We start from the raw sequence: 797 nt of genomic DNA, 5'->3' as shown, positions 1-797 counted from the left end.
CAGACCAATCCCGCCGCCACCGCCACCACCCGAATTACCGCCATTTCCGCCGTTGCCGCCGAGTCCGCCGCCGCCACCGCCGCCGCTGACAGGTCCGTAATTGCCGCCGCTACCGCCGCTGGCCTGGTTGCCGGCCAGCGAAACATTGCTCACCGTGACGTTGGCGCCGCTGGCGACGAACAGCGCGCCGCCGGCGCCCATCCCGCCGCCGCCACCGCCATCGAACCCACTGCCGCCATTGCCGCCCTTGGCCACGGCGTTCTGGATCGTCAGGTTGTTGACCGCGACGGTGCCCGAATAGACGAAGAACCCGCGCTGCACACCGCCACCGTCGAGCGTGAAGTTGCCGCCGTTGATCGTGACATTGCTGCTCGAATTGATCACCGGCAGCGTGGTCGCGCCGGTCAGCGTGATGTTGTTCGTGATGTTGAGGGTATAGCTGGTGCCCGGATTGTTATCGATCGTCGCCAGCGCAGCGACGAGGCTCGCTCCATCGCTGGCGTTCAGCACCGTCTGGGCTTGTGCGCACGTCCCGAACGTGACGAACAGAGCGAGGGTTACGGCAACCCGTTGCAAACGGGGAAAGCGGAGTCGCTCCACAACGTGCACGTGCATGGCATTCCAACTCGGGCCACGCATAGGCGGCCACTAGAAATCTCAGCGTGAGGTTGTATCTCGTGGGACGATCTGCCGCATGACAAAAAGCAAAAACGGAACCGAATGCGCGACGATGTGCTTTCTGCGCCACAAATGATGTGCTTTCTGCGCCACAAATGATGTCGCCACTTGCCCTCGCG

At 63.5% G+C, this 797-nt stretch carries 1 protein-coding gene; it reads right to left on the bottom strand.

Going from position 1 to position 797, the window contains the following annotated elements; translation table 11 throughout:
• Positions 1-510: pectate lyase-like adhesive domain-containing protein (locus tag H8A95_RS43315; RefSeq protein ID WP_338028096.1), on the bottom strand; the 510-nt coding region annotated here is incomplete at its 3' end.
• Positions 511-797 lie beyond the last annotated feature (287 nt).

The sequence above is a fragment of the Bradyrhizobium oropedii genome (assembly GCF_020889685.1).
Classification (GTDB): domain Bacteria; phylum Pseudomonadota; class Alphaproteobacteria; order Rhizobiales; family Xanthobacteraceae; genus Bradyrhizobium; species Bradyrhizobium oropedii.
Note: the sequence above shows the minus strand (reverse complement) of the source record. Positions and strands in the feature narration are given on the sequence as shown.